Consider the following 24,877-nt stretch of genomic DNA (forward strand, 5'->3'; position numbering starts at 1 on the left):
GATCACGCGCGAAAAGAAATTCGAGACATGATTGATGCCACCTTGTCAGTATCGTTCGCGAGCATGCTGTGGATGAAAGTTTTGTGATCAATGAAATCAAGGATTATCTTTCTGAGACTGATGCTGCCGGCCCGAGAAACAATGGTTTGAAGGTGATTCGATACTCACCAGCACAAGACCTCAGGTGCGGCGGTTTTGGCTTGGTCGTGAATGTAATTCGTTCGAAAGTGCAAATAATCAGTGGGATTCGCCTCGCGCCGTGGACGCCTGATAGCTCGAACTAGCTGAGCAAGTCTTGATTCCATCTTGCTGCTGACCACAACACCAGGGTGGGCGATATCAAAGTAAGCTTCGCCTCATTGTTTTGGCGATCCTCACTCAGTTCCCCAATGGAGATGTTTGCTTTTCTGCTGGCTGTCCTGGCGATTGCTTTTGTTCTCTCCAAGGCGATTGGCAGGCGCGTAGCTCGAAAGCTCAAGAACACGAGGCCCATCAGGGTATCTGGCTTTAGAGGTTCGCGATCCGCTGAGCTCCGAGCAGAAGTTTCTGGGTTAACGCCGTCTTCATCGTTACCGCCTGATGCAGAGCCGCCTGCACTTTCCAGGCCGACTCTGGTTGAGACTTTCGATTCTGACCTTGACTGGTCTCTCGGAGCCGACCTTGTAGGCAAAACCCCTGGCGAGATCTTGGCGATGATGTTCCCCCAAACGCGCGGTGTTGAGAAGCAGGATTGGAAGGCTGTGAAGGATTCTCCAGAGAACAAAAAAAATCTAGATTTGATGTTGGTTTGTTGCAAGGCCGAGATTGAGGCATCTCAGAGCAATTTTGTTTTTCCTGCGCCTGACTGCTTCAAGCGGGTTACAAGCATACTTCGCAAGCGTAAGGACTATGCACGAGAGTTGGGCATTGTTGAGCTCTATTGGCAGCTGTGTGACTCAGTTTTTGAGGAGTTGAAGCGGCGGGTTGGCCTCCGTGCTCAGCTCATGGCCCAGCATTCGGCGCTAAAAGCTGTTTTTAAAAAGCGCCATGACAAAGCCCTGTCTTTGTTGGAAAAAAGAATCTAAAACCTCGGCTAATAAGCTGCTTACTTTTTCGATAATTTAATTTTTTGAGATAGTCATTGGTTGTTCTTGTCGTCGTTGTCTGAGTAATCTGTGCTCTCGGGTTTGTTTGGAATAGCCCTTCGTGTATCTCGGAACACACCTGTTTGTGACCAGAGCCTGTCGAAGGTAGTGTTATCCCATCAAGAATTCTTGATGGGATAATGGGTTTGTTTGAGCACTATCTCTCCGTCTGGATTGGTCTGGCAATCCTGGCGGGAGTTGGCCTTGGTGCTTGGTTTCCTGATGCGGCGGCAAGCATTGCAGCCCTGGAGGCTGCGGGGATCAATCTGCCGATCGCGGTGCTGATCTGGGGAATGATCTTCCCGATGATGTTGGCGGTCGACTTCTCCTCCATCGGAGCGATTCGCCAGCACCCGCGGGGGCTTTTGGTGACAGCTGTCGTCAACTGGGTGATCAAGCCCTTCACCATGACAGCCCTGGCCTGGCTCTTCATCCGTGGCGTGTTTTCTACCTGGATCCCGGCAGCCATTGGCCAGGAGTACGTGGCAGGGATGATTCTTCTTGGCGTCGCGCCCTGCACAGCGATGGTGTTCGTGTGGAGTCGTCTCAGCGACGGCGATCCCAACTACACCCTGGTGCAGGTCGCGTTGAACGACCTGATCATGGTCTTCGCCTTTGCCCCGATTGCGGCGCTCCTGCTGGGGGTTTTAGATGTGTTTGTGCCTTGGGACACGATGCTCACGGCAGTGGGTCTGTTCGTAGTGGTCCCCCTGGTGGCCGGATGGTTCACGAGGCTGAGCCTGCGCAGTGTTCGCCGGATTAAGCGGTTGGAGACGCGGCTCAAGCCCTTGTCGATTTGCGCGTTGATCGCCACCGTGTTGCTGCTGTTCATGGTGCAGGCCCAGTCGATCCTGGCCAATCCGCTGGCCATCGTTTTGATTGCCATCCCTTTGATCCTCCAGACCTATCTGATCTTCTGGATCACGGCGTTCTGGATGCGCTCAGCAGGACAGCCACGATCGATTGCCGCACCCGGGGCCATGATCGCCGCGTCCAACTTTTTTGAGTTGGCGGTTGCGGTGGCCATCAGCCTGTTCGGTTTGAACTCCGGGGCTGCCTTGGCCACGGTTGTTGGCGTGCTGGTGGAGGTTCCGGTGATGCTCTCGCTGGTGGCGATGGCCAACCGAAACCGACGCCTGTTCCCCGCCTGAGAGGAGCAGCGTGATGCCCGCTCCGCTACAGGTGTTCGTCCAGTTCTTCGTGTTGGGGCTGACCTCCTTCGGTGGCCCCGTGGCGCACCTCGGTTACTTCCACGAGCGGTTTGTGCAGCGGGAGCGTTGGATCACAGTTGAGGCCTACGCCGATCTGGTTGGTCTATGTCAACTGTTGCCGGGCCCTTCGAGTTCCCAGGTGGGGATGGGGTTGGGGCTGATCCGGGCCGGTTGGCTCGGCGGTGTGGCCGCCTGGGCTGGGTTCACCTTGCCTTCGGCTGTATTGATGGTGCTGGCGGCGTCGCTGCTTTCGGCTCATCCCAGTTGGATCGACGGGGGTTGGGTGCATGGCTTGATGGTGGCGGCTGTGGCCGTGGTGGCTCAGGCCGTTCTGGGCCTGCAGCGCAAGCTGGCTCCCGATCGGCAGCGGGCCAGCCTGATGGTTGCGGCTGCTGTGCTGGTGCTGTTGGTGCCTCGCGTCTGGGCCCAGCTGTTGGCCCTGTTGCTTGGCGGATTGGTGGGTTGGTGCGCTCTGATGCCACCTGAGCTGGAGCCATCGGCACCTGAACGTCTCATGGTTCCGCTGCGGCGCTCGGTGGCGGTGGTTTTGCTTGGTTTCGCTGTGCTGCTGTTCGTGGCTCTGCCCTGGCTGTCAGCCGAAGCCAGGCCGCTGCTGGTGCAGCAGCTCAGTGGTTTCCTGCGCACCGGTGCCTTGGTGTTCGGTGGTGGCCATGTGGTGCTCCCCTTGCTGGAGCAAGCCTTGGTGCCCAATGGTTGGATCGACCTGCAGCAGTTTCTGGCGGGGTATGGCGCTGCCCAGGCGGTGCCAGGGCCGATGTTCAGTTTCGCGGCCTTTCTTGGTTTTGATCTGCAGCCAGGGCTTCAGGGCATCGGCGGTTCTGTGATGGCGCTCATGGCCCTCTTTTTTCCATCGTTCTTGTTGATTGGTGGGCTCTTGCCTTTCTGGAGTGACCTGGGCCGTTTGGCTCCGATGCGTCGAGCCCTGCTGGGTATCAATGCTTCGGTGGTGGGCATCCTGCTGGCGGCGTTGTTTCAACCCGTCTGGCAGACAGGCATCCGCGGAGGCGCTGAGTTCAGCTTGGCGTTGGTGGCATTTGTGCTCTTGGTGAGTTGGCGGCAACCGGCCTGGCGAGTGGTGCTGTTCTGCGCCGGAGTGGGTGGTTTCACCCTGGCTTGATCCATTCCTCTGCAGAATCACCGCAAAGCTGATCAGGCAGGGCAGGAACCCCTTCTCTACGACACCGCACACCAGCCGACGCGGATCCAACACGCAGACCATCAACTGAGCAATCCAAAAAATCGCAACCTTCACGGCAAAGGAAGTGAGGGCGAAACGCCTTTCCGCTGCACTGAGACGAAACACAGTCAGCATTCAGCACGCCGGTTCCAAAATCGACCGATTCGGCCCAGAAGGCAATGAGCACGACAGCTGATTGCCTGATGCTCCACCGCTTCCGAGAGTGTGTGCATCGAGATCGGAGGAGCCCATGACGGCCGAACCCCACCTGAGCAAATCGCAGAAGCAGCCTGACTTTTCTGGCCCCTGCTCCAACTTTTCAACCCAACCGTGAGCGCCTCGTCTGTGACGACACTGATGTGCGTCTGATCAGTCGACACTCCTCTGCACCGTTCGTCTAGGTGCCCCGTAGGAGTCCCGCTTCACACCTGGTCCAAATGGCCCCAGGGTTGCCACAAGCCAGACGCTTCGACCTTCCTCTCTCAGGCCCATTGCCAAGGAGATCCCCAAAGGCAACACGTACTGACTAGGTCGACTGCAATGCATAAACGAGCGAGTTAGGCCGTCTCTTCCATCTGGAAGGGCCGCCTCCGCTTTTATTGAAGTGCAGGTGAGCAGTTCCCTAGGACGCCTTGCTGTTTTTGCACGGGCGTTCACCTCGTTTCAACTTGAGCCACATCGCTTTCTCAAGCGCCGTCAGCTTTGGGTCTGTCTCATGCATTGCAGCTTCCGCACGTCGCCTGGCGGCAATGATGAAGCGGTCTGTCTTATCGACTCCGTCGAATCCCATGTCCCTAAAGAGGACGACACTCGCAAGGTAGACATACGAATCGAGCATGCATCGAATGCCAGTGAGCCCTCACTTCAAGCGATGGCCAGAGCTGACTGGGGCTTCAATCGCTCGACCAAATCTTGGCCGTTGCGAATGATCTCTTTCACGCCGATGCCTGTTCAGTCGTGTCATCAAGGACATCTTGCTGAAGCTGCTGAACTGCGCAGAGGGCTTCATGCGCTGGCCATCCATGGACGTCCATCAACTCCTTAACAAGAGCATCAGGGGCCTGAGTGATCGAGGCGCGAATGGCATTGACGACTTTGTTGTCCCTTGCGAGTGCAGATAGCCGTAGAGCCCTAAGTCGCTGTGTGTTCGGCTGTTTCATAACCGCACTCTGGACTACCGCTGGTTTTGCTCCAATTGCCAACTACGCGTAAGCACTTGGTTGCCCAGTTCACTGCCCTACCGAAGTGGACCGGCGCAGCGCCTCCAGCCCATTGACTTGAGTGCATTCCATTTTTCCAGCGCCTCTTGTCGTGTCATCAGTTGACTCCCCTGAGGAATCGGGTCGTCAGGTGGTCGCCAATGGAAACTGCGCATGACGATCGACTCGCCTCGAGAGCCATCCTTGGAAGGGGTGAATTGGTAGTAAAGCTGCTGTGGCTCATTGACAAGCCACGCGCCAACCGACTTGTAGGAGAGTTCTTCAGTGATGAGTTCGCACAATGGGAGAGGAGCCTGATCGATCGCTCAGACGGCTTTTTTCGTAGGTGAGCTGGCGGAGCCTTTCGATGTGCTGCTCATGCTCTCCGCTGCTCCAGTGCTGTGGGTAGGCAACCCGAGCTTGAAGCTCCGAGATTTGGTTGTTGAGTTCTCTCGCTGGGTCCTCGGACCGAAGTTCCTCTCCACAGTGGACCATCACCTCCCCCTTCTGGTGAGGGAAAAGTGAATCTCTTGAATCACTACTGATGCTCTGCTCGGGAGAGGCTATTGACCTATCAGGAAGGTCGGCCCATCCCTTTGGTGGTGTTTGTGTTGCTGGTGCGCTGGCGGCAACCGGCCTGGCGGGTGGTGCTGTTCTGCGCCGGAGTGGGTGGTTTGCCGCTGGCCTGATCCATTCCTCTGCAGAATCACTGCATTGATGGGGAGCGTGGTGGCAGGAGCTGGTGTGGATCCTGCTGATCAGCGCTGGGGTTTCTGGCCACTGCTGCCACTTAGCTCCCAATTGTTGGAACAGGTCTGAAGGGCTTGTTCCTGAACTGTCCCTCATTTTTTGTGCAATTAGGCTGAATGATGTGCAACTGGGGCATTCGTGGTTTTCTAAAGCTGTCTTGTGAATCGTCTATTAATGGTTGGCTTTGATCAGTTAAGTCCCAGGTTTATGAACCCAGGATTGCTGTGCATTCCAGTCGTTCTTGGCAGGCATCACGGCGTTGCAAACGCAGATTGATCACTTGGGCGAGATAACGCGCGTCGTCGCTTACGCCGCAGAAGCGACCGGAGCCCCAGGTGTGCAGCCAAGGCAAGCCGATGAAATACAGGCCAGCGCTTTGGGTGACGCCGCGATCATGGCCCGGCAACCCACTTCCATCAAAGACGGGCGCCTCAATCCAGCTGAAGTCACTGCGGTACCCCGTGCACCAGATCACAGCGGCGAGCGGCTGTGAGCTCAGATCAATCCCTGGATCTTCGATGTGAGATGGCTGCCAGCAGGGGGAATATGCCGGTTCAGCCGGTGCATCGATCCCTTCCTGTTTGATCCAGTTGTCAATGCTGGTGCGAATGCGACAATACACCGCATCGGCTTGATCAAGATTGCTGGCTAGGTCATTCGCGAAACCGATGTGTTCGCGGGAGATGGTCGAGAGTCGGCCATGTAGATGCATGCCCTCAATCGCCCGTTGTCGTAGATCAATCTCACGCCCGCCGTCTCGGCCTGTGAGGTAGTGATTGGTCTTGGCTCGGACCGAGCGTGGATCCGTGTGATCGCTTATTGGCATGGCGTAGTAGCCCATGCGATCCAACCAATCCACAACGTCTTTGCCGCGATAGCGACGCGGAGATCGTGGGGCTCGGCCCACGCTCAGGTGCACGGAACGACCCGCAAGGTGAAGGTCTTCAGCGATCTGACTGCCGGATTGGCCATTGCCGACGACCAGCACCGGACCATCGGGTAGTGCCTCGGGATTTCGGTAGGAACGAGCATCCAGTTGCTGCACAGATGCTGGTAGACGTTCGGCGAGTGGATGACGTCGGAGAATGTGGTAGCCCCCAGTGGCAACGATGACGTGTTCGGCTTCGATGACTCCCTCATTAGTGTCGAGCCGATACCCGTTCACGATGGGTTTCAACCGCGAGACGGCCACGCCTTCGCGAAGGTCGGCGTTGACGTGCTGAGCGAAGCGCTGGAGATAATTCACAATCGACGTCTTGCCCATGAAGCCGTCGGGCTGATCACCGCTGTAGGGAAAGTCGGGCAAACGGCATTGCCAGTTCGGCGTGACGAGGCAGAAGGAATCCCAGCGCTGTTGGTCCCAGGCATACGCCACACGGTTCTTTTCAAGAACGAGCGGTCGTATCCCTTGTTGCTGCAAGGCATAGGCAGCAGACAGACCAGCCTGGCCTGCACCAATGACCACTGCCGAACGTCGCTGGATTGAGGAGTTGGATTGCGCGTCCACTGGCAACGTCAATTGGCAAACATCTTTAAAAGATCATTTCTCGGAAAACGATGAATGCTGTAGTGAAAAGCACGGAATTGTTGATTGATTGGTCTGCTGATGTCGTTGATTTGGTTGCAATAGGCACATCGCTGATCGCTGAAGAAGAGTCACGCTTGGAGTGCTTATGAAAACTTTACATGCCTGCAGTAGATCGTCCTGCCAATCAGCCCGGCGACTTCCTGGTTGACTATGAGGAAAAAGTTTTTCCTGATGTGAAGGCCGAGCCTGGGGAAAAGGCTCTTGTCACATTTCATACCGTTGCTTTCGAGGGCTCGATTGGCTTGGTGAATCTGCTCCAAGCCAGTCGTCTGATCAACAAAGGCTTCGAAACTTCAGTTCTGCTCTACGGTCCAGGTGTCACGTTGGGTGTGATGCGCGGCTTCCCCAAGCTTGGTGATGCGGCATTTGATGGTCACCTGAACTTCAATGCACGCCTGCAGAAATTCATGGATCAAGGCGGAAAAGTGTATGCCTGCCGGTTTGCCTTACAGGCTCTCTATGGCCATGGAGAAAAAGCCTTGATGCCTGGAATCACGCCCGTGAATCCACTTGATGTACTTGACATCGTCTTGATGCACCGCAAGGAAGGCGCCTTCATTCTCGACACCTGGACGCTCTGATTCTTTCCGGAGGCTCTCCGCTGTGACCACAGTCAAAGTTGCTGCCGCGCAAATCCGTCCCGTCCTGTTCAGCCTGGACGGATCCCTGCAAAAGGTGCTGGATGCCATGGCCGAAGCCGCGGCTCAAGGGGTGGAACTGATCGTTTTTCCTGAAACGTTTCTGCCCTATTACCCCTATTTCTCGTTTGTTGAACCCCCGGTCTTAATGGGGAGATCCCATCTGGCTTTATATGAGCAGGCTGTGGTGGTTCCTGGCCCTGTCACCGATGCCGTTGCGGCTGCTGCCAGTCAGTACGGCATGCAGGTTCTGTTGGGCGTCAACGAGCGTGATGGTGGAACCCTCTACAACACGCAGTTGTTGTTTAACAGCTGCGGCGAACTGGTTCTTAAGCGGCGAAAAATTACGCCGACCTATCACGAGCGGATGGTCTGGGGCCAAGGAGACGGCTCTGGTCTCAAGGTGGTGCAGACGCCGTTGGCTCGCGTCGGGGCTCTGGCCTGTTGGGAGCACTACAACCCCTTGGCTCGCTACGCCTTAATGGCCCAGGGGGAAGAGATCCACTGCGCTCAGTTCCCGGGCTCCTTGGTGGGCCCGATCTTCACGGAACAGACCGCCGTCACCATGCGCCATCACGCGCTTGAAGCCGGGTGTTTTGTGATCTGTTCCACCGGTTGGTTGCACCCCGACGATTACGCGTCGATCACGTCGGAGTCTGGTCTTCACAAGGCGTTTCAAGGGGGGTGTCACACCGCTGTGATCAGCCCTGAGGGCCGGTATCTGGCAGGACCCTTGCCAGATGGTGAGGGTTTGGCGATCGCCGATCTCGATCTTGCCCTGATCACCAAGCGCAAACGGATGATGGACAGCGTCGGCCATTACAGCCGCCCCGAACTGTTGTCGTTGCAGATCAACAGTTCGCCGGCGGTTCCCGTTCAAAACATGTCGACTGCATCGGTTCCATTGGAGCCGGCCACAGCTACCGATGCCTTGTCCTCGATGGAGGCGTTGAACCATGTCTGAGCTTGGTCGCCTGGTCACGGAATTGCAGGTGCATGGCGTTCGGGTTGACCCTGTTAAGGGCAACCCGGGACGACGGGGAGGTGCGGGTCCCTCCGACCACCGTGCCTTGGATTTCGATGGCACCACCGTGATGGTGCCCGTCTACAACGATGCCTCCGCAGCGTCTCCCTACAAGTTGGCATCCTCCGGTGCTGCTCTTGCAATTGAGGGACCAGAGCAGCAGTGCTCTCCAGGGATCACAACCCCACGGGAGCCATCGTTTTACGGCTTAAGCACAGCCGACGGAATCTCCTACCGATCGATTGCCTTGCTGCACAGCAAGGATGTGTTGGCTACCACGTTGCTGCAGACCTGCATTCGTTTTCGGGATCGATCCCAGTCGTGCCAGTTCTGTGCGATTGAACAGTCAATCGTGGATGGGGCCTTGGTTCGCAAAACGCCCGAGCAGGTGGCGGAAGTGGCGGAAGCGGCTGTCCGGCTGGACGGGGTCAAGCAATTGGTGATGACCACAGGAACGCCCAACAGTGACGATCGCGGAGCCCGTCTGATGGCTGAAACCGCTGAAGCCGTCAAGCGTCGGGTGAATCTCCCGATCCAGGGCCAGTGTGAACCGCCGGAAGATCCACGCTGGTATCAGCGCATGAAGGACTCTGGAATTGACAGTCTCGGCATGCACTTGGAGGTGGTGGAGCCGGATGTGCGGCGTCGGATCCTTCCCGGGAAATCGGAGCTCAGTCTTGAGCGCTATTACGAGGCCTTCGCTGATGCCGTTGCGGTGTTCGGTCGCGGTGAAGTGTCCACGTATCTGCTGGCCGGCCTGGGTGACAGCAAGGAGACCTTGCTCGACTGCAGCCGACGTCTAATTGAACTCGGGGTCTACCCCTTTGTGGTGCCTTTTGTGCCGATCTCTGGCACACCCCTGGAGAGCCATCCATCACCGGACAGCTCCTTCATGGTTGATGTGTATCAAGGTGTTGCCGCGATGTTGAAAGCGGGGGATCTGCGCTCGGAGCAGATGTCCGCCGGTTGTGCCAAATGCGGAGCTTGCTCCGCACTCTCGTTGTTCGAGCAGGTGTCGTAGTCATGGTCTCGTGTCTTGATCCCAGTAGCTGCGGAATTGGCCGCAGCATCAGTTCCGCGCCCCACTTATTCACGCCCTCGGTGCGCGCTGGCATCGGCATTGATGCCGATGATTTCCGTCTGTCTCCCACCGCGAGTTCGGATCGTTTCACCTTTCATCTTTTGCGTGCCGACGCGTTGCTAATCCAGGGGTATTGGTCGTTGCGGCGCAGCATCTTCTGCAGCGAGCAGCACGTGTTTGAAGAGTCTGATCGTGATGAGCTCGATGCGATCGCCTACCCCATTGCGGCGTTGCATCACAGTTCAGAGCCAAAGCATGACGATGGCGCTGAAACAGATGTGGTTGGCGTGGTGCGGATTGTGGAAACAGAGCCGCGACTTTGGTATGGCGGTCGCCTCGGCGTGCATGCCGATTTCCGCCGCCAAAACCAGATTGGCAAGGGGTTGATCTGGAAGGCTGTTACCACCGCCAATGGTTGGGGATGTGATCGTTTCCTGGCCACGGTGCAGATTCAGAACGTCCGCTTTTTCCGCCGCTTGCACTGGACCTCAATCGATGAACTTGAGATCCGGGGCATCCGCCATCACCTGATGGAAGCGGATCTCGGCTACTACCTGCCCTCCCGTGAGCAGCGGCCGATCGCCTCGCATCACGTATTAGCTGCGGCATGAATGACGTGGGCCTTGTGAACGCCTTGCGCAGGACCAGTGGCCTGTTGGCGAAGCGCGATATCCGCTCGGCAGCTGCCACCTTTTGCCATCAGCCCTTTCCGCAGCTGGGATTGGCCGGGATGCTGGGTGACGACGCTGCTGTGCTGCCCGCTCAGACCGGCCAACTGTTGCTGGCCTGTGAGGGGATGCATCCCGGTCTGGTCGAAGAGGACCCGTGGTTTGCCGGCTGGAGTGGGGTCTTGGTGAACCTCAGTGACATCGCTGCCATGGGTGGTCGTCCCTTGGCGCTAGTGAACAGTGTCTGGAGTGCCGGTGCTGAAGACATCAGCGCCTTGATGGAGGGAATGCGATTCGCGTGTGATCGCTTCGGTGTCCCCATGGTGGGCGGCCACTCCAACCAGCAGAGCACTTATCAGGCGCTCTCGGTGTCCGTTCTGGGAGTGGCGGAAGGTCCCGTCCTGTCCGCTCGTGCAGCACGACCCGGCGATGAGCTGTGGATGCTGGTGAACAAAGCAGGAAGCTTCTATCGCCACTACCCCTTCTGGGATGCCGCGACCCATGCCCCGCCCGAGCGTCTTCGTTCGCAACTTGCCTTGCTGCCCATGCTGGCCGCTGAACAGCTGGTGCACGCCGCCAAAGACATCAGCATGGGAGGCATCACCGGCACCGCCGTGATGTTTGCCGAGGCGTGTGGTCATCAGTTAGTCCTTGACCTCGACGCCGTGGAACGACCTGAAGGCATCCACGATGAGGTTTGGCTGACCTGTTTTCCGAGTTTCGGCTATCTGCTGGCTGTGAACCCCTCGCGCACGGACGGCTTGGCGCAACTGGCCTCACACGATTCGACGCTGATTTGTTGCCGTATCGGTCACTTTGCCTTGGGCAATTGTAGTGTAGTTGTGAACCATTCAGGTGACACGCATCACTTCTGGGATGGTACTGATGCGCTGACGGGTTTTGGCTGTGTTCGATGAGACAGTCATGGTCAATCTTGCCGTGCAGGATCATTGAATTGACTATCAATCCATGCCTGAAGTTCGCTTTCAACTGGAGTGGCCAGACGGGCAATCCAGCACGTTATATTCACCATCGACGGTGATTCTCGATTACTTTCGGCCAGGCGATTCGCTGTTGGTTTCTGAGCTTGAAGAGCGCGGAGTTGAAGCGCTTCGTGCTGCTTCTGAGCGTGTTCGTGCGCGGTACGGCTTTGCCTGCACGCGCGCAGACGAAGAAGAATCCCAGTTGCGCCAGTGGGTCTCTCGCTACAGCTCCGATGATACGGTTCGTGTTATCGGACAGCCTTCTTAATTGTTATTTTCACTGATTAATTTTTCATGTCTGGAAAACCTCCCTTTCCTCCGTTCACTTTGGAAACGGCCCGCCAGAAAGCACGCATGGCGGAAAATGCTTGGAACAGCAAGGACCCCGACAAGGTCTCACTCGCTTACACCGAAGACAGCGTGTGGAGAAATCGCAGTGAGTTCATCCGCGGCCGCGCTGAAATCCTGGCTTTCCTGCAGCGCAAATGGGCCAAGGAGCTGGATTACAAACTGATCAAAGAAGTCTGGGCCTGCAGCGACAACCGGATTGCGGTTCGCTTTCAGTACGAGTGGCACGACACCTCGAGGCAATGGTTCCGGGCCCACGGCAACGAAAACTGGGAGTTCGCCGAGAACGGCTTGATGCGTCGGCGCGAAGCCAGCATCAATGATGTGGCGATCGCTGAAAGTGACCGCCTTTTCACCTGGGGGGATGGACCGCGTCCGGATGATTTTCCGGGTTTGACGGAGCTGGGACTCTGAGTTGATGGAGCTGCACCGTCATCCGCTGCCGCAGGCGATCACGTCCATCGCGGACCTGCGGCTTTTCATGGAACACCACGTGTTTGCGGTGTGGGATTTCATGCTGCTGCTCAAGTCCTTGCAGCAGCACCTGGCGCCTTCCGGTGTCCCCTGGGTGCCGCCGCTCCATCCCGAGATCGCAGGTCTGGTGAACAGCCTGGTGGCGGAAGAGGAATGTGATCTTGTGCCCGAAAACCTCGGGGGACCTCTTCATCTCTCACATTTCGCGATCTATCGACGCGCGATGGTGGAGATCGGTGCGGACACCGTGGTGATCGATGCGGTGCTCCAGCAGGCCTCGAGAGGTGACCTCTATGGCGCTGTGCGCCATAGAGGAATCCCTGCTTCATCAGCTCGTTTCCTACGCACCACCCAGGAGTTGATTTCCACCGGTGAAGTGCATGCCTTAGCAGCGGCGTTCGCATATGGCCGGGAGCTGTTGGTGCCCGACCTGTTTCGCGGGCTGCTCGATCGGTTGATCGTGTTGGAGCTGCCCTGCCCGACCCTGCGTTGGTACCTCGAACGCCACATCACCCTGGACGGCGACAGCCATGGGCCGTTGGCGGAAAAGATGGTGCTCACCCTGGCCGGAAATGACTCTGCCGCGCATCAGGCGGTCCGTACGGTTCGCAGGCAAGTGCTTGCTGATCGGGCTGCGTTCTGGGATGCGATCCAGCTCCAGCTTCGGGAAAGGCCTCCGAGCAATCGATCCGGTAGCCAACATTCACAGATGCTCTGTTCTGGTCTTACCTAACTCCAAACACTGTCCCGGCTCAAGTGGCCTGTTTGGCGTTTTGAAATGTTTGTCGTGTTGGCTGCGATGTTCTCAGCTGTCTGTTTTGCGGTGATAGTTCGTGGTTCATTTTCAGCGCCGGGGGGGGGGTGGTTTGACCCTGGCCTGATCCATTCCTCTGCAGAATCACTGCATTGATGGGGAGTGTGGTGGCTGGAGCTGGTGTGAATCCTGCTGATCAGCGCTGGGGTTTCTGGCCGCTGCTGCCATTTGGCTATCAGTTGCAGGAAGAGTTCTGAGGGGCTTGTCCCTGAGTTGTCCCTGGAATTTTGTGGAACTGGAGGTGATTGTGGGCAACCGCTGGATTCAGCAAGTTCATCCGATTTTCGAATGGCGTGATGGTGCTGCTCGATCAGTCGTTACTGAAGAAGCTGGTATCCCCACATCGCTTTTCGCTATTTCCGTTCGACCTTCACTTTCATAATTGCACCGGGTGCTGGCACGTACGCACGAAGGACCCCATAGAAGTCTGTCCCAGTTGGGATTCCGTTTTTTCCACTCCCACTCGGACTGAGAGTGATGGTTGTTGTTCCGTCTTGGTTCGGCTCTGAAGAGAACGTGGTTCGGTCGTAGATCTTCAGATCGTTCGGGATCAGCAGTTTGTTGTCGGTTCCATAGAGGGTCACCGAGAAGTAGCCTCCCGGGTTGTAGAGCCCTATAGGCACAGTCACGACATACGTCGCATCACCGCGCAAAGCTGCACCGGTGTCGTCCACCAAGATGGTGCCGTAACGGACCGTGCCTGAGGGCGTTCCTAGCTAGCCCAACTTCACTCCGGCTGCGAGGTCGAGGAAGCTGACGTCACCGCTGACTCGACCGAAGGCGTCATCGGGGTTGATGTAGGTGATCACCGTGTCGATCACGGCCTGGGCGTTCTTTTCCGTCTCTGGGCTGAATTGCTGAACCTCACGCTGCATGTCCCCCTTGCCGCCCTGCATCTGGAATTGGGTACGGGAGGCGACGACTGCGTCAAGGTTTTCGACAACGACCATTCTGGTCAGCACAAGACCTTGATCCGTCTCAAGATCAACCACCTCGAAGTCGCCCTCGGGGATCGCTTGGTTGGGTCGTTTGAGCAGGATCGGCTTGGTTGGGTTGGTGATCACAGCCGACAGATTGTGCTTCATATCGAAGACTGACACCGACGAGAATTTGTTGTAAGTCGGCGTCGTCAGGATTGCCGGTCCGTCTGAGATCGAGAACCAGTTGTAGCTGTAGTCGACAGTCGCTTGTGGTGTGACCACTGTGGTGTCACTGGGATCCACCAAGCTGGTGAATTTGAAAGTGCCCTTCTCGTTCTTCTCCAGTCAAGTGTTCATCATATTGACCTGTTCCTGATTTGGATACTCCCTCAAGTAGGACTCGACAATTTCCTGTGCTGCTGCTATTGGGCTCAAGGTCAGCAGAGGCAGGAGGCAGAGGAAACGACGAAGGCGGTGAGACATCTCAGAAATTCTGGAGGGAGAACGTGGTCTTTATCACTGCGAGGGAGGTTTTTGGGGCAATCCGACTAATGCAGGCTTACTCACCATATTTACTGACTACTGGCAGCAGATTGTATTTCGGGAACTTTCCAACTTCCATCAAAATAAGGCTTTTGCGGAGAGTAGATGCGTAGGGTTGCGTTGGAGCCTGGGTAAATTTCTAAGAAATTTTCTTTGGCTGAATTCTTTCCGAAATTAAGCAAATAGTTGCCATCTTTATCCTGCTTCGCAAAGGAGCTGTTTACATTGTAATTCTTTCCTTGGGCGAATCCATCCTTGTCGTAGACAGTTACCGACCAGAAAGCATTGCTTGCCATAGGGACATCCTTCAGTACGAGTGTGAATTCTTCATCAAATCCAGGAATGCTAATTGAAGGATAGACGGCTCCTTCTTTTGTCAGGGCCCCCCACCCGAAGGCAACCCCAATATTTCTCATCTCCGAACTGATTTCACCCTTGTCGCCAAAGATTTCTTCGCTGCTAATGCCTTTATCATCTTTTTCTTTTTGGTAGTCAGATCTCATTGAAAGCATTTTACTTCTATCCCAATCTTTGGTTTGCACAAATTCGCCGCGATTCTTTTGGCGAATTGTTATTTCATCTTGAATCCCGCTAACCCGCTCAATGTCAGCAGGATCCTGCATGTTTACTTGGGTGCGAATGATGACAAATGCGAAGCGGCTGCCCACCATTTCTTCTGTTATTTCGTAGGCGCCGGGCTTGCTCGCTACCAATGGAATCCAGTGATAAGCGCTAACGACTTCCAGGATTTGCAGCCGATCGGCAGGTGGCAGGGTAATTGTTGCTGAACTTTTTAAGTCGACAACAGCTGCTGAGTACAATGTATCGAAGTTTGGCCTCAATATAGTTTTATCTTTTGGATCCATTGCCTTTCGGAAATGCATGAACACGCCCATCCCTTCTGAACAGGTTGCCTTGGCAATTTTTTGAACATAATCACCGAGAATTATTTCGGTTTCAGCAAACGCGTAGTTGTCTGCATTGACGATGGCTTTCGTCGTTGAACTTTCTTTTTTGAGAGCAGGCTTGATGTCGTCGCACTCTGATGGCCTGCTGCTGGCAAAACCAGAAGTATTGGCGCTCATCGCCAAGGTCGCTGCGATGACAGCCGCAAGACAAAAAGCAGGCTTGATCTGATTCATATTTAAGCTTCAAAAGCTGTTGTGACTTTAGTCAATATTTCTGGCTAAGCATTAATATTAGAGAAATCAGAGCGCTCCCAACACCAGCTAGAGCAGTCATGAAGGGCGATCTGAGTGCAACTGAGGGCGTCTCGGCGGAAGGCCAGCGCTGGCCCTGGTGGCCGCTGCTGCCGCTTTACCCCTACGGCCGCCGCCGCACGCTGTTCAGTGAGCTGATCCCTGGGCAGCTCTGGAGTCTGGAGCAGCTGCAGGGGGTGTATTACGTGGCCGTGCCGGTGCGGCTTACCGTGGCCAAGGTGCCCGGCGGCTTGATGCTGGTGAACCCCCTGCCCCCCACCGGTGAAGTGCGCCAAGCCATCGCCAGGCTGGTGCAAATGCACGGCCCCGTGCGCACGATCGTGCTGCCCACCGCCTCTGGTTTGGAGCACAAGCTTCCCCTCGGTCCCCTGGCCCGCGCCTTCCCGGATGCGGACATTTGGGTATGTCCGGGTCAGTGGAGCTTCCCGGTGCAGTTGCCTCTGTCCTGGTTGGGTGTGCCGGCACGTCGCACCAAGGTGTTGTTCGACGATGGCCTTCCCCATGGCGATGTTTGTGAGTGGTTCTCCCTTGGACCGCTCGACCTTGGCGTCGGCCGTTTCCAGGAAGTCTCCTGCTTCCATCGCCCGTCAGGCGCTCTGTTGGTAACCGACGCCCTTGTGGGCATCAGTGCTGAACCCCCGGCTCTGTTCGATCTTGATCCAACGCCGCTGTTGTTCCATGCCCGCGAACGCGGCGATGAGCCCCTTACTGATTCAGCGGAAGCCCGCCGCCGCGGCTGGGCCCGGCTGGTGCTGTTTGCCTCCTACCTCAGGCCTGAACCGCTGGAGGTGCCAGAGCTGCCGGAGTTGCTCCGGGATGCGTTCAAGCCCGGGCTCCGTTCCCTCAAAGCCCACTACGGCCTCTACCCCTTCCGTTGGAAGGCCGGTTGGCAGGCGGCTGCCGATGGCCTTATTGGCGAAGAAGCGCCCAGGCTGCAGGTGGCTCCGGTGCTTGAGCGGTTGGTGTTGCCCAGGGCCCAGGAGGCTCTGTTGCGATGGCTGCAGGAGTTGAGCGGCCGGGCTGAGCTGCGCTGGCTGGTTCCGGCCCATTACAACGCGCCGGTCACATTCACGCCCGAAGACGTGCAACAACTGCTCGCGTCATTGCAACAAAGGGACTGGGCTCCCAGTTCAGAAAACTGGGAGTTTCTGGGGTCGATTGATCAGCGTTTGCTCGATCTTGGTGTTGTGCCAGATCAGCCGTTGATCAAAGCATGAGTTCGTCTTCCGGCTCGATTGCCATTTGTTCGTCCGCGAACAGCGTCTCTTCCAGCTCCTTGCGCTGTTCCATCTGGCGCAGGAAATAGCCAGTCATCATTGCTGAGGCCAGCATGTTGGCGAGGTTGTCGCGGTTGGCCGTCACCTTCACCTCAAAGTGCTCGCCTGGAAGCATTCCCAGCAGGCCCTGAACGTTGTGGCGAATGATGTCTTGAATATCATTGCTTGCTGATTTGGCGACCCGTTGCAAGGTGTCGGGTGACTGCTCCTGCAGGTACTGGATCAGGCTGTTTCCCGCGTGACCATCACTGCTGTCAGTTGTTAGAAACTCGGGGTTAAACATTCTGTTGTGATCTACATCACGGACCTGACCATAACGCAAGCCATCGGCATCAACCGCCATCGCTGCTGTCGGTGATCCGTAACGGACCGAACCTCTGCAGCGGCCAATACCGCCAGACCGCCGTGCCCAGCACATTGTTCTCCGGCAGTGATCCCCAGAGGTGGGAATCGAGGCTGGCATTGCGGTTGTCCCCCATCACCCACAGCTGATCCGCCGGCACGGTGATCGGGTCCATTTTGTAGTTGATTGGTTCCGCCAACCAGGGTTCTGCAGCAGGTTCGCCGTTGCGGAACAGCCTGCCGTCGTGCACGTCCAGCTGATCGCCCGGCAGCCCCACCACCCGTTTGATCAACGCAGCGGAGGCGTCGTAGCCAGCGGCCACGAGCTGCTCGGGAGGCGCGAACACCACCACATCGCCCCGGTGCAGATGGCTGTGGCGGCTGCGGGCCAGGCGGGGCCTCACTTTCTCCACGAGGATGCGGTCCTGCAGCTGCAGGGTGGGCAGCATCGAGCCGGAGGGAATCCAGCGCGGTTCCACCACCAACCAGCGCAGCAGCAGCGCCAGCAGGGCCCAGAGAATCAGATTGCGCCAGAAGCCCTTGCTGTCTTTTCCTGGAGCGGGTGTCGTGGGTTGGGTCATCGTTGACCGAAGATCACACCAGCCTGGCCTGCTGCACTGACCATCGCTCGCGCCAATTTGCAGGCCGCCCTCACGCTGCTGGAGGCTCTATGTCTCCAGGGTCTGAAGCAGCTGGTACTCTGCCCTGGCAGCCGTTCCGGTCCCCTGGCAACAGCGGCGGGCGTGCTGGCATCCCAGGCGAAGCTGCAGTTGGTCACGGCCATCGACGAGCGCTCGGCCGCGTTTCTGGCCCTCGGCATGGCAACCGCCCATGGCCGTGTCGTGGCAGTGGTCACCACCTCTGGCACCGCGGTGTCCAATCTGCTGCCCGCTGCGGTGGAGGCGGACCGCTCCTGTCAGCCCTTGCTGCTGCTCACGGCGGATCGCCCCGTCCGGCTCAAAAACTGCGGCGCCAACCAGACGGTTAATCAGGAATCTTTTCTGCTCGCGGCCTGCCGCTGGTTCGGCAGTGGTGCGGCAGACGGCATCCACACGCAGGCCAACGACGCCCTCAATGCCCTGGCAGTTAAGGCCTGGCAGCAAGCCCAGGGTGCAGGTACTGGGCCGCCGGGAGCGGTTCACCTCAACCTGCCCTTTGAGGAGCCGCTGCACACCACGCTCGAGCAGCAACAACAGCTGGCTTCGGCTGCGCTCCCGCCCACGGCTTGCCCTGAGCCTTCGCCCGGGATCGGGCCTGCGCTTCGCCTCGATCCAGAGCGCCCGGGGGTTGTAGTTGCGGGCCCGTGGCGTGGGCTCACGCTTTCCTTGGAGGCCCATCAACAGGCGTTGCATCGCTGGCTGAACCTCAGCGGTTGGCCTCTGCTGGCCGATCCCCTTGCCGCCCTGCCCCCCGATTGCCCCAACCGCATCGAGCACTGGGAGCTGCAGCTCGATCGGCTGAGCCTGCCTGACGACGCTCAGGTGTTGCGGCTGGGACCGATGCCCGCCAGCCGGCGGCTGGAGGCTTGGCTTCAGCGCCATCAGGGCCCCCAGCTGTTGATCACCGAAGGGGATCCAAGGCCGCTGGATCCGCTGCATACCGCCAATCAATGGTCGGGGGGCATGGCCGCCTGGATCGCTCAACAGCCTGGTCTGAAACAGGCGACCAAACCATCTGTTGGCACCAATGATCTGTCGCCGTGGCTTGAGACCCAGCTGCCCCTGCGTGGCGCCGTCACTGAGCCTGCTCTGGCCTACTGGCTCCCCCAGCTGCTTCCGGAGCAGTTGCCGGTGATGCTGGCCGCCAGTTCACCGGTGCGCGACTGGTTGACCTGGGGCGGGTACTCCTGCGGCCGCCACCGTTGCTTCAGCTTCCGTGGGGCCTCGGGCATCGACGGCACTTTGTCGCTCGCCATGGGTCTGGCGGCGAATCTCGGTCCGTTGGCGCTGGTGACCGGTGATCTGGCCCTGCTGCACGACAGCAACGGTTGGCTGCATGCATCGTCCGCTGCCGCACCTCCACCTCTGCTGGTGCTGCTGATCGACAACGGCGGCGGCGGCATTTTTCAGCAGCTGCCCATTGCCACACCGGGCTTCGAATCGCTCTTCGCCATGCCCCAGCAGGTGGACTCCCTGGCCCTGGCGGCAGCCCATGGTGTGCCTGGTCGCCAGGTGGCCTGTCTGGAGGATCTGCAGGAGGCCTTGGCCTGGGGCTTGTCGCAGCAACGGCCGGTGTTGTTGCGATTGTGCAGCGACCGCGGTCGTGATGCTGTCCTGCGTCAGCAGTTGCGCGCTGCTGCTCAGAATGAGGGCACTGAGCTCTGAGCCCGATGAGTGACATGCGTCAGGTGCTCCCCGGTGCGCCAACCGCGCAATGGACACCGTGGGGCAGCTACCAAGACATCCTGGTGGACCGTTGCGCGGACGGCCTGGCGCGTGTGGCCATCAACCGCCCCGCCAAGCGCAACGCCTTCCGCCCGCAGACAGTGATGGAGCTCTGTGATGCCTTCACACGCATCCGGGATGACCGTGACATCGGTGTGGTGCTGTTCACGGGTGTTGGCCCAGCCCCCGATGGCGGTTACGCCTTCTGTTCCGGCGGCGACCAGAGTGTTCGCGGCGACGGCGGTTACGTCGGTGAGGACGGTCTGCCGCGCCTGAACGTGCTCGATCTGCAGCGCATCATCCGCAGCCTGCCCAAGGTGGTGATTGGCCTGGTGGCCGGCTACGCCATGGGCGGCGGCCAGGTGTTGCATCTGCTCTGCGACCTCAGCCTCGCCGCCGACAACGCTGTGTTCGGCCAGACCGGTCCCAAGGTCGGCAGTTTTGATGGCGGTTTTGGCGCGGGCTACCTGGCGCGGGTGGTGGGCCAGCGCAAGGCCCGTGAAATCTGGTTTCTCTGCCGCCGTTATGGCGCCAAGGAGGCCCTGGAGATGGGTCTCGTCAACGCCGTGGTGCCGTTAGAGCAGCTGGAGGCGGAGGGGGTGCGTTGGGCTAGGGAGGTGCTGAAGCACAGCCCTACGGCCATCCGTTGCCTTAAGGCCGCATTCAATGCCGAAACCGATGGCCTCGCCGGGCTGCAGGAGCTGGCCGGCAACGCCACACATCTCTTTTATCGAACCGAAGAAGCCGTGGAAGGCCGCAATGCCTTCCTTGAAAAGCGGTCTCCGGATTTTTCCGAGACAGGCTGGTTACCCTGACGGAAAAGCGCTCTCTCTCCCCGCCGGAACCGCTGGCCCTGCTGCATGCGGCGGCTGCGGATTCCGTGACGGCAGGCCTGGCTTCACTGCCTCAGGATTTGCTTGAGCAGAGCAGTCGCCATGTGGTGATGCTTCGCGGCCATCGCCGTCTGTTTCTGCTCGAGAACGGCACGCTGCGCAACGCCTTTCCGGTGGCCATCGGCATGCCCGGCTGGGAGACCCCCACCGGACGTTTTGAAGTGCTGCAGAAGATTCCCAATCCGGTGTGGGTGCATCCGGTGAGTGGCGAGCGGGTGGAGGAGCAAGGTCCCAACAACCCCTTGGGCAGCCACTGGATCACTTTCCATCGCGATTGCCTCGGCCGTCATGCCCACGACGGTGATGCCTGGATCATGATCAAGGATGCACCACCACGGGGTTCCATGGCACCCCCCACCGCTGGACGGTGGGACGGGCCGTTTCCCATGGCTGCGTGCGGCTTTACAACGAGGATGTGCGTGCCCTGTATCGCCAGGTGTCGCTTGGAACACAGGTGACGGTTCTTCTCTGACGGAACAGATTCCTAAATTCCCCTTAAAGTCGCCGCGCCAACGCCGATCTGAGACATGCGCATCCTCTTCGCTGCAGCGGAATGCGCCCCGATGATCAAGGTTGGAGGGATGGGCGATGTTGTTGGCTCTCTGCCGCCGGCATTGGCCAAGCTCGGCCACGACGTGCGCTTGATCATGCCGGGCTACGCCAAGCTCTGGAGCCGCCTCAACGTGCCGGCGGATCCGATCTGGCGGGCACAGACGATGGGCACCGAATTTGCCGTCTATGAAACGAAGCATCCGACCAATGGGATGACGATCTACCTGGTGGGTCACCCGGTGTTCGACCCCGAGCGCATCTACGGCGGCGAGGACGAGGACTGGCGTTTCACCTTCTTCGCCAGTGCTGCTGCCGAATTCTCCTGGAACGTCTGGAAGCCCCAGGTGCTGCACTGCCACGACTGGCACACCGGGATGATCCCGGTGTGGATGCATCAGGACCCTGACATCAGCACGGTGTTCACCATCCATAACCTCAAGTACCAGGGCCCCTGGCGCTGGAAGCTCGATCGGATGACCTGGTGCCCCTGGTACATGCAGGGGGATCACACCATGGCCGCTGCGCTGCTCTACGCCGACCGCGTCAATGGCGTGTCGCCCACCTACGCCCAGGAGATCCGCACGGCGGAATACGGGGAAAAGCTGGAGGGTCTGCTCAATGTTGTCTCCGGAAAGCTGCGCGGCATCCTCAATGGCATTGATCTCGACGCCTGGGATCCAGCCACGGATCGCTCCCTGCCGGCGAACTTCAGCGCCGACGACCTCTACGGTAAGGCGGTCTGCAAAAAAGTGCTCCAGGAGCGGATGGGGCTGGAGGTGCGGGAGGACGCCTTTGTGCTCGGCATGGTCAGTCGCCTTGTCGACCAGAAGGGAGTCGATCTGCTGCTGCAGGTGGCTGATCGCCTGCTGGCCTACACCGACACCCAGATCGTTGTGCTGGGAACCGGGGACCGGGGGCTGGAATCCGGGCTCTGGCAACTCGCATCCCGTCATCCGGGCAAGTGCGCTGTCTTCCTCACCTACGACGATGACCTATCGCGGTTGATCTATGGCGGTAGCGATGCCTTCCTGATGCCTAGCCGGTTTGAGCCCTGTGGCATCAGCCAGCTCTACGCCATGCGCTACGGCTCGGTGCCCGTGGTTCGCAAGGTGGGTGGTCTCGTTGACACGGTTCCGCCCCACATCCCCGCTGCCGATAGCGGCACAGGCTTCTGCTTCGATCGCTTTGAACCGGTCGACTTCTACACAGCCCTGGTGCGGGCCTGGGAGGCCTTCCGCCACCGCGACAGCTGGACCGAGCTGCAGAAACGCGGCATGAATCAGGACTACAGCTGGGATCGTTCCGCGGTCGATTACGACCTCATGTACAAGGACGTTTGCGGCATCAAGGAACCCACCCCGGATGCTGCCCTGGTGGAACAGTTCTCTCAGGGTCAGGCTGCTGATCCCTCCCGTTCCGAGGCGCAGACTGAAGAGACCAGGGTTCCTGCTGAGGTGACCTCCGCCGGCCGGAATCCCCTGAACCGTCTCTTCGGTCGTCGATCCAGTTGAGTTTGAGCGAGCCCGCCCGATTCGACTCTCCCCCTGAGGCTCAATCTGAGCCCCAGCATGTAGAGCCATCGGGCAATCTCCCGGCTCCCTACGTCAGTCCCTGGCAGGAGTTCGGCCGCAACCTGCAGGCGATGGCCGCCGATCTTCGGCTCAGGGGCCAAGAACTCTGGCGTCGGAACCGGGAGGGTGGGCTTTCGGTTCCAGGCTTCTGGCCCCGGGGTTTGGCCCCCAGCTTCTGGCCACTGCTGCTGGTGTTGCTGCTTCTGCTGCCGCTGGCTGGGGTCCGCTTCTGGCAGGACCATGCCCGTCCCGCCCCGCGTCCGGAGCCGGCTGAGCTGCAGCGGACCTCTCCCTTTGAGCTCCCCGTGCAGGAGCTGATTCCGGCACCACAGCGCAAGGCGGAGGAGCCATCACCCGTGCCGGAAGCGATGGATGCGCAGCCGGCCGTAGAGCCATTTCAGCCATCGGAGCCGGAGCAGCCCCTCCAACTCCAACTCAGTTTCGATCCTCTCTTCGAGCTGTTTCAGGACACGTCCGTTCCCGAAGGCCTGCTCCGTTCGGCCAAGCCCTTACCGGAGCAGGACCTCTTGCTGTTGGAGTTGTCTGTTGGCGTATGGCAGCAGTTGCCGCCTGATCAGCGCCAGACCCTCGCTTCCAGTTGGCTTCAGTCGGCGCTCGAGCTGGATTACGCCAGTCTTCAGTTGGTCAATGAACAGGGCGATCTGCTGGGGCGGTCGGCTCGGGTTGGGGGCGGCATGATCCTGTTTGACCTCGGGTTGGCGGGATGACCCTGACGCTGCGTCAGCTGATGGATGTCTGGGGAACCACCCAGGGCGGCAGGTTGGAACCCGATGCACTGCTTGGACGGGTCTGCACCGACAGCCGACAGCTTCAGGCGGGTGATTTTTTTGTCCCCCTGGTGGGCGAGCGCTTCGATGGTCATCACTTCCTCGAGCAACTGCCTGAACACAAGGCCCAGGCCGCTGTTGTGAGCCGCTGCTGGGCTGAACCGCTGCCTCCAGACCTGCTGCATTGGCGGGTGGACGACACACTGCTGGCCTATCAACAGCTGGCCTTGCTGCATCGCCGTGCCCTGGGCAAGCCTCTGGTGGCGGTGACGGGTTCAGCCGGCAAAACCACAACCCGGGAGTTGATTCGAGCGGCATTGGCTCCGCTGGGAGCGATTCAGGCCAGCGAAGGCAACAACAACAATGACGTTGGGGTCCCCCTCACAGTTCTCGGTGCCACCGCAGCTGATGCTGCGCTCGTTATTGAGATGGGCATGCGGGGGCTTGGGGAGATTGAGCGCCTCTCCTACTGCACCGAGCCGGATCTTGCGGTGATCACCAACATCGGAACGGCTCACATCGGTCGTCTTGGCAGCCGCGAGGCGATTGCAGCGGCCAAATGTGAAATCACGGCTGGGCTGCATCCGCAGGGGACCGTGGTGATTCCCGCCGGTGATCCCCTTCTGGAGTCCGCCTTGTCGGCGGTCTGGTCCGGCCGCGTGCTGCGCGTGCGCCTGGCTGACGATCCCGAGGTCGAATCCGATTTGGTTGGAGACATCAACGGCGACCAGTTGCTGATCGATGCGGATCGTCTCCCGCTTCAGCTGGAGGGGCGCCACAACGCCCGCAACCTGCTCTTGGCCGTTGCGGTTGCTGACCAGTTGGGCGTGTCTCGCAGGGCATTGCAAGCCATACAGGTGACGGTGCCGGGAGGACGCAACCGCCGCCTTCAGCAGGGTGGTTTGACACTCCTCGATGAGACCTACAACGCCTCGCCTGAGGCGGTGTTGGCGGCTCTTGACCTGCTGGCGGCGCAACCGGGGCGACGTTTTGCCGTGCTGGGCACCATGCTGGAGCTTGGGGACCGCAGCCTGGAGCTGCATCAAGAGGTTGCTGCCCGCGCCGTGCAACTGGGCCTGGATGGTCTGGTGCTGGTGGATGGCGGTGCGGAGGGCAAGGCGATGGCTGAAGTGGCGGCATCCCTGCCCCATCTGCAGTTGGTGTCGAATCCGGAAGACGCAGCAGCACCTCTGGCCGCCTGGCTGGAGGCCGGGGATTTTCTGCTGCTCAAGGCCAGCCGCGGTGTTGCCCTGGAACGGTTGATGCCGCTGTTGCCACGCCTTTGAA

General features: G+C 58.9%; 28 protein-coding genes and 1 pseudogene. 22 read left to right on the forward strand and 7 right to left on the reverse strand.

Going from position 1 to position 24,877, the window contains the following annotated elements; genetic code table 11:
• Positions 1 to 389: 389 nt before the first annotated feature.
• From SYNCC9605_RS05550 to SYNCC9605_RS14615, 4 genes are all read left to right on the forward strand, one after another.
• Positions 390 to 1,064 carry a hypothetical protein gene (locus tag SYNCC9605_RS05550; protein ID WP_041434639.1) on the forward strand — a complete coding sequence of 225 codons (675 nt, stop codon included), beginning with the start codon at positions 390 to 392 and terminating at the stop codon, positions 1,062 to 1,064.
• A 200-nt stretch (positions 1,065 to 1,264) separates the two neighbouring features.
• Positions 1,265 to 2,275: an ACR3 family arsenite efflux transporter gene (arsB, locus tag SYNCC9605_RS05555; protein WP_011364079.1), complete on the forward strand. Its 1,011-nt coding sequence runs from the start codon at positions 1,265 to 1,267 to the stop codon at positions 2,273 to 2,275.
• Positions 2,276 to 2,288: 13 nt separating this feature from the next.
• Positions 2,289 to 3,473, forward strand: a complete 1,185-nt coding sequence (gene chrA / locus SYNCC9605_RS05560) for a chromate efflux transporter (protein WP_011364080.1) — start codon at positions 2,289 to 2,291, stop codon at positions 3,471 to 3,473.
• A 670-nt stretch (positions 3,474 to 4,143) separates the two neighbouring features.
• Complete coding sequence (locus tag SYNCC9605_RS14615; RefSeq protein WP_156783020.1) at positions 4,144 to 4,578, forward strand: hypothetical protein; 435 nt, start codon at positions 4,144 to 4,146, stop codon at positions 4,576 to 4,578.
• Positions 4,579 to 4,770: 192 nt separating this feature from the next.
• Here the strand turns inward: SYNCC9605_RS14615 and SYNCC9605_RS15790 are convergent, their stop codons facing one another.
• Positions 4,771 to 5,034 (reverse strand): DUF1651 domain-containing protein, encoded by a 264-nt coding sequence (locus SYNCC9605_RS15790; RefSeq protein WP_011364083.1) that lies wholly within the window; start codon positions 5,032 to 5,034, stop codon positions 4,771 to 4,773.
• 264 nt (positions 5,035 to 5,298) lie between these two features.
• Here SYNCC9605_RS15790 and SYNCC9605_RS15400 point away from each other — a divergent pair, with 264 nt between their 5' ends.
• Entirely contained in the window at positions 5,299 to 5,421 is a 123-nt protein-coding gene (locus SYNCC9605_RS15400; protein WP_257929958.1) for a hypothetical protein, read from the forward strand.
• A gap of 266 nt (positions 5,422 to 5,687) precedes the next feature.
• Here the strand turns inward: SYNCC9605_RS15400 and SYNCC9605_RS05580 are convergent, their stop codons facing one another.
• Positions 5,688 to 6,989 carry an MSMEG_0569 family flavin-dependent oxidoreductase gene (locus tag SYNCC9605_RS05580; protein ID WP_011364085.1) on the reverse strand — a complete coding sequence of 434 codons (1,302 nt, stop codon included), beginning with the start codon at positions 6,987 to 6,989 and terminating at the stop codon, positions 5,688 to 5,690.
• Between SYNCC9605_RS05580 and SYNCC9605_RS15405 the strand changes: the two genes are divergently transcribed.
• The 9 genes from SYNCC9605_RS15405 to SYNCC9605_RS05615 all read left to right on the forward strand — a co-directional run bounded on the left by SYNCC9605_RS15405 (position 6,940) and on the right by SYNCC9605_RS05615 (position 13,019).
• Complete coding sequence (locus SYNCC9605_RS15405) at positions 6,940 to 7,077, forward strand: hypothetical protein (protein WP_257929960.1); 138 nt, start codon at positions 6,940 to 6,942, stop codon at positions 7,075 to 7,077. The genes SYNCC9605_RS05580 and SYNCC9605_RS15405 overlap by 50 nt on opposite strands.
• A gap of 91 nt (positions 7,078 to 7,168) precedes the next feature.
• The gene (locus tag SYNCC9605_RS05585; protein WP_006041142.1) at positions 7,169 to 7,651 is read left to right on the forward strand and encodes an MSMEG_0572/Sll0783 family nitrogen starvation response protein; all 483 of its coding nucleotides are present in this window, start codon (positions 7,169 to 7,171) and stop codon (positions 7,649 to 7,651) included.
• 22 nt (positions 7,652 to 7,673) lie between these two features.
• Positions 7,674 to 8,672, forward strand: a complete 999-nt coding sequence (locus SYNCC9605_RS05590) for a Nit6803 family nitrilase (protein ID WP_011364086.1) — start codon at positions 7,674 to 7,676, stop codon at positions 8,670 to 8,672.
• Complete coding sequence (locus tag SYNCC9605_RS05595; RefSeq protein ID WP_011364087.1) at positions 8,665 to 9,753, forward strand: MSMEG_0568 family radical SAM protein; 1,089 nt, start codon at positions 8,665 to 8,667, stop codon at positions 9,751 to 9,753. Before SYNCC9605_RS05590 ends, SYNCC9605_RS05595 begins: the two co-directional genes overlap by 8 nt.
• Before the next feature lie 2 nt (positions 9,754 to 9,755).
• Entirely contained in the window at positions 9,756 to 10,424 is a 669-nt protein-coding gene (locus SYNCC9605_RS05600) for an MSMEG_0567/Sll0786 family nitrogen starvation N-acetyltransferase (protein ID WP_011364088.1), read from the forward strand.
• The gene (locus SYNCC9605_RS05605; protein ID WP_011364089.1) at positions 10,421 to 11,398 is read left to right on the forward strand and encodes a sll0787 family AIR synthase-like protein; all 978 of its coding nucleotides are present in this window, start codon (positions 10,421 to 10,423) and stop codon (positions 11,396 to 11,398) included. Before SYNCC9605_RS05600 ends, SYNCC9605_RS05605 begins: the two co-directional genes overlap by 4 nt.
• Before the next feature lie 52 nt (positions 11,399 to 11,450).
• Positions 11,451 to 11,732, forward strand: a complete 282-nt coding sequence (locus SYNCC9605_RS13810) for an MSMEG_0570 family nitrogen starvation response protein (protein WP_011364090.1) — start codon at positions 11,451 to 11,453, stop codon at positions 11,730 to 11,732.
• A gap of 26 nt (positions 11,733 to 11,758) precedes the next feature.
• Complete coding sequence (locus SYNCC9605_RS05610) at positions 11,759 to 12,226, forward strand: DUF1348 family protein (protein ID WP_011364091.1); 468 nt, start codon at positions 11,759 to 11,761, stop codon at positions 12,224 to 12,226.
• 4 nt (positions 12,227 to 12,230) lie between these two features.
• Positions 12,231 to 13,019, forward strand: coding sequence for a DUF3050 domain-containing protein (locus SYNCC9605_RS05615; protein WP_011364092.1), 789 nt, complete (start codon positions 12,231 to 12,233; stop codon positions 13,017 to 13,019).
• Between the two features lie 434 nt (positions 13,020 to 13,453).
• On the opposite strand, the gene SYNCC9605_RS15410 is transcribed toward SYNCC9605_RS05615, so the two are convergent.
• The 3 genes from SYNCC9605_RS15410 to SYNCC9605_RS05625 all read right to left on the reverse strand — a co-directional run bounded on the left by SYNCC9605_RS15410 (position 13,454) and on the right by SYNCC9605_RS05625 (position 15,705).
• Positions 13,454 to 13,777, reverse strand: coding sequence for a DUF1214 domain-containing protein (locus SYNCC9605_RS15410; RefSeq protein WP_011364094.1), 324 nt, complete (start codon positions 13,775 to 13,777; stop codon positions 13,454 to 13,456).
• Positions 13,778 to 13,816: 39 nt separating this feature from the next.
• Positions 13,817 to 14,365 carry a DUF1254 domain-containing protein gene (locus SYNCC9605_RS15415; protein ID WP_374699860.1) on the reverse strand — a complete coding sequence of 183 codons (549 nt, stop codon included), beginning with the start codon at positions 14,363 to 14,365 and terminating at the stop codon, positions 13,817 to 13,819.
• A 227-nt stretch (positions 14,366 to 14,592) separates the two neighbouring features.
• Complete coding sequence (locus SYNCC9605_RS05625) at positions 14,593 to 15,705, reverse strand: DUF1254 domain-containing protein (RefSeq protein ID WP_011364096.1); 1,113 nt, start codon at positions 15,703 to 15,705, stop codon at positions 14,593 to 14,595.
• Positions 15,706 to 15,803: 98 nt separating this feature from the next.
• Between SYNCC9605_RS05625 and SYNCC9605_RS05630 the strand changes: the two genes are divergently transcribed.
• Positions 15,804 to 17,000: a DUF4336 domain-containing protein gene (locus SYNCC9605_RS05630; RefSeq protein WP_011364097.1), complete on the forward strand. Its 1,197-nt coding sequence runs from the start codon at positions 15,804 to 15,806 to the stop codon at positions 16,998 to 17,000.
• Here SYNCC9605_RS05630 and SYNCC9605_RS05635 read toward each other — a convergent pair.
• Together SYNCC9605_RS05635 and lepB are read right to left on the reverse strand one after the other, a co-directional pair.
• The gene (locus SYNCC9605_RS05635; protein ID WP_011364098.1) at positions 16,990 to 17,343 is read right to left on the reverse strand and encodes a DUF760 domain-containing protein; all 354 of its coding nucleotides are present in this window, start codon (positions 17,341 to 17,343) and stop codon (positions 16,990 to 16,992) included. The two genes, SYNCC9605_RS05630 and SYNCC9605_RS05635, sit on opposite strands and share 11 nt — an antisense overlap.
• A 49-nt stretch (positions 17,344 to 17,392) precedes the next feature.
• Positions 17,393 to 17,983 carry a signal peptidase I gene (gene lepB / locus SYNCC9605_RS05640; protein ID WP_011364099.1) on the reverse strand — a complete coding sequence of 197 codons (591 nt, stop codon included), beginning with the start codon at positions 17,981 to 17,983 and terminating at the stop codon, positions 17,393 to 17,395.
• Between the two features lie 57 nt (positions 17,984 to 18,040).
• Here lepB and menD point away from each other — a divergent pair, with 57 nt between their 5' ends.
• The 7 genes and pseudogenes from menD to murF all read left to right on the forward strand — a co-directional run bounded on the left by menD (position 18,041) and on the right by murF (position 24,876).
• Entirely contained in the window at positions 18,041 to 19,726 is a 1,686-nt protein-coding gene (menD, locus tag SYNCC9605_RS05645; protein ID WP_011364100.1) for a 2-succinyl-5-enolpyruvyl-6-hydroxy-3-cyclohexene-1-carboxylic-acid synthase, read from the forward strand.
• Between the two features lie 5 nt (positions 19,727 to 19,731).
• Positions 19,732 to 20,601: a 1,4-dihydroxy-2-naphthoyl-CoA synthase gene (gene menB / locus SYNCC9605_RS05650; RefSeq protein ID WP_011364101.1), complete on the forward strand. Its 870-nt coding sequence runs from the start codon at positions 19,732 to 19,734 to the stop codon at positions 20,599 to 20,601.
• Between the two features lie 128 nt (positions 20,602 to 20,729).
• Positions 20,730 to 20,945 (forward strand): annotated as a pseudogene (locus SYNCC9605_RS15795) (L,D-transpeptidase); the annotation flags it as partial.
• 128 nt (positions 20,946 to 21,073) lie between these two features.
• Positions 21,074 to 21,151 carry a hypothetical protein gene (locus SYNCC9605_RS15680; RefSeq protein WP_374699861.1) on the forward strand — a complete coding sequence of 26 codons (78 nt, stop codon included), beginning with the start codon at positions 21,074 to 21,076 and terminating at the stop codon, positions 21,149 to 21,151.
• A gap of 55 nt (positions 21,152 to 21,206) precedes the next feature.
• On the forward strand, positions 21,207 to 22,742 hold the full coding sequence (gene glgA, locus SYNCC9605_RS05660; protein ID WP_011364102.1) for a glycogen synthase GlgA: 1,536 nt from the start codon (positions 21,207 to 21,209) through the stop codon (positions 22,740 to 22,742).
• Between the two features lie 2 nt (positions 22,743 to 22,744).
• Positions 22,745 to 23,530, forward strand: coding sequence for a hypothetical protein (locus tag SYNCC9605_RS05665; protein ID WP_257929962.1), 786 nt, complete (start codon positions 22,745 to 22,747; stop codon positions 23,528 to 23,530).
• Positions 23,527 to 24,876, forward strand: coding sequence for a UDP-N-acetylmuramoyl-tripeptide--D-alanyl-D-alanine ligase (murF, locus tag SYNCC9605_RS05670; RefSeq protein WP_011364104.1), 1,350 nt, complete (start codon positions 23,527 to 23,529; stop codon positions 24,874 to 24,876). Before SYNCC9605_RS05665 ends, murF begins: the two co-directional genes overlap by 4 nt.
• The last annotated feature ends 1 nt before the right edge of the window (position 24,877 follow it).

It is taken from the genome of Synechococcus sp. CC9605 (genome assembly GCF_000012625.1).
In the GTDB taxonomy this organism is placed as follows: domain Bacteria; phylum Cyanobacteriota; class Cyanobacteriia; order PCC-6307; family Cyanobiaceae; genus Parasynechococcus.

Coding starts and splice junctions, on each gene's coding strand:
- SYNCC9605_RS05600 (WP_011364088.1), top strand. CDS start 9,756: ATGGTCTCGTGTCTTGATCCCAGTAGCTGCGGAATTGGCCGCAGCATC.
- SYNCC9605_RS05550 (WP_041434639.1), top strand. CDS start 390: ATGGAGATGTTTGCTTTTCTGCTGGCTGTCCTGGCGATTGCTTTTGTT.
- SYNCC9605_RS15405 (WP_257929960.1), top strand. CDS start 6,940: ATGACCACTGCCGAACGTCGCTGGATTGAGGAGTTGGATTGCGCGTCC.
- murF (WP_011364104.1), top strand. CDS start 23,527: ATGACCCTGACGCTGCGTCAGCTGATGGATGTCTGGGGAACCACCCAG.
- lepB (WP_011364099.1), bottom strand. CDS start 17,983: ATGACCCAACCCACGACACCCGCTCCAGGAAAAGACAGCAAGGGCTTC.
- chrA (WP_011364080.1), top strand. CDS start 2,289: ATGCCCGCTCCGCTACAGGTGTTCGTCCAGTTCTTCGTGTTGGGGCTG.
- SYNCC9605_RS05625 (WP_011364096.1), bottom strand. CDS start 15,705: ATGAATCAGATCAAGCCTGCTTTTTGTCTTGCGGCTGTCATCGCAGCG.
- SYNCC9605_RS05630 (WP_011364097.1), top strand. CDS start 15,804: ATGAAGGGCGATCTGAGTGCAACTGAGGGCGTCTCGGCGGAAGGCCAG.
- glgA (WP_011364102.1), top strand. CDS start 21,207: ATGCGCATCCTCTTCGCTGCAGCGGAATGCGCCCCGATGATCAAGGTT.
- SYNCC9605_RS05610 (WP_011364091.1), top strand. CDS start 11,759: ATGTCTGGAAAACCTCCCTTTCCTCCGTTCACTTTGGAAACGGCCCGC.
- SYNCC9605_RS05615 (WP_011364092.1), top strand. CDS start 12,231: ATGGAGCTGCACCGTCATCCGCTGCCGCAGGCGATCACGTCCATCGCG.
- SYNCC9605_RS05635 (WP_011364098.1), bottom strand. CDS start 17,343: ATGTTTAACCCCGAGTTTCTAACAACTGACAGCAGTGATGGTCACGCG.
- SYNCC9605_RS05585 (WP_006041142.1), top strand. CDS start 7,169: ATGCCTGCAGTAGATCGTCCTGCCAATCAGCCCGGCGACTTCCTGGTT.
- SYNCC9605_RS05595 (WP_011364087.1), top strand. CDS start 8,665: ATGTCTGAGCTTGGTCGCCTGGTCACGGAATTGCAGGTGCATGGCGTT.
- arsB (WP_011364079.1), top strand. CDS start 1,265: ATGGGTTTGTTTGAGCACTATCTCTCCGTCTGGATTGGTCTGGCAATC.
- SYNCC9605_RS05605 (WP_011364089.1), top strand. CDS start 10,421: ATGAATGACGTGGGCCTTGTGAACGCCTTGCGCAGGACCAGTGGCCTG.
- menB (WP_011364101.1), top strand. CDS start 19,732: ATGAGTGACATGCGTCAGGTGCTCCCCGGTGCGCCAACCGCGCAATGG.
- SYNCC9605_RS13810 (WP_011364090.1), top strand. CDS start 11,451: ATGCCTGAAGTTCGCTTTCAACTGGAGTGGCCAGACGGGCAATCCAGC.